Below are 1194 nucleotides of genomic sequence, written 5' to 3'. Positions count from 1 at the left end.
GGAAGGTCTGAAGTAGCCGGATGTTTTCCGGCTACCGAGTCCTCAGCACTTTTCAAAAAACGATGCATGTCGAAATTTGCTCAATTATCTTCGCTTTTTAGCTCTTTCGGCCGCTGCAAAGCCTTTTGCGGTAACCATTTCCTGCATTACACGCGCACCTCTCCTGCGCTCGCCAACAAATGTCGGCGGGCCATCCACAGGTTTGACAGGGCGAACAACGTCACCATCTGCGCGGTGTTCTTGGCCAAGCCCCGAAAGCGCACTTTTTCATAGCCAAACTGGCGTTTGATGACCCGAAACGGATGCTCGACCTTGGCGCGAACCTGGGCCTTGGCCTTCTCGATTTTTCGGATCGCCTTGTACAAAATACTGCGTTTTCCGTGCTTTTTGTAAGTGCTGCGGCGGGCGGCAATCTGCCAAATGACCTTGCGCCCAGCGTGTTCTTCGCGCTTCTCGACCCCGGTGTAACCTGCGTCGGCGCAGACTACGTTTTCCTCGCCGTGCAGCAGTTTGGCAACCTGCGTGACGTCTGCCACATTGGCCGCTGTTACTACCACGCTGTGCACCAGGCCTGACTCGTCGTCGGCGCCGATGTGAGCCTTGGCGCCGAAATAGTACTGGTTACCTTTCTTGGTTTGATGCATCTCAGGATCGCGTTTGCCATCCTTGTTCTTGGTCGAACTGGGCGCGTGAATCAGCGTGGCATCGACGATGGTGCCTTGACGCAACGACAAGCCACGGTCGCCCAGATAACCATTAATTACGCCGAGAATCCCGGTCGCCAACTCGTGCTTTTCCAGCAGACGACGGAAGTTGAGAATGGTGGTTTCGTCTGGAATTCGCTCCAGGCTCAGGCCTGAAAACTGACGCAGGATGGTCGTCTCATACAGCGCTTCTTCCATCGCCGGATCGCTGTAGCCGAACCAGTTCTGCATCAGATGAACACGCAGCATCGCCATCAGTGGGTAGGCGGGCCGGCCACCTTCTCCTTTTGGATAATAGGGCTCAATCAGGGCAATCAAACCTTTCCAGGGCACCACCTGATCCATCTCGATCAGGAACAATTCCTTACGGGTCTGCTTGCGCTTGCCGGCATACTCGGCGTCGGCGAAGGTCATCTGTTTCATCATCGAAAAGCTCGGCGACTGGTGTCCGGAGATTTTGCCAAATTAGGAAGTCTTTTTCAGAGTTTCC

The 1194-nt window shown here is 54.7% G+C and carries 1 protein-coding gene; it reads right to left on the bottom strand.

From position 1 onward, the window contains the following. Window positions 1-146 precede the first annotated feature (146 nt). On the bottom strand, window positions 147-1127 hold the full coding sequence (locus RYA97_RS18950) for an IS5-like element ISPsy2 family transposase (RefSeq protein ID WP_054078085.1): 981 nt from the start codon (window positions 1125-1127) through the stop codon (window positions 147-149). Between the last annotated feature and the right edge of the window lie 67 nt (window positions 1128-1194).

This window comes from Pseudomonas syringae group sp. 26L6, from assembly GCF_032587815.1.
GTDB lineage: Bacteria > Pseudomonadota > Gammaproteobacteria > Pseudomonadales > Pseudomonadaceae > Aquipseudomonas > Aquipseudomonas amygdali.
This window is presented reverse-complemented; position numbering and strand designations above follow the sequence as displayed.

What these genes read in the sequence shown, in the direction of transcription:
- RYA97_RS18950 (WP_054078085.1), bottom strand. Translation starts at nt 1,127, where the DNA reads ATGAAACAGATGACCTTCGCCGACGCCGAGTATGCCGGCAAGCGCAAG.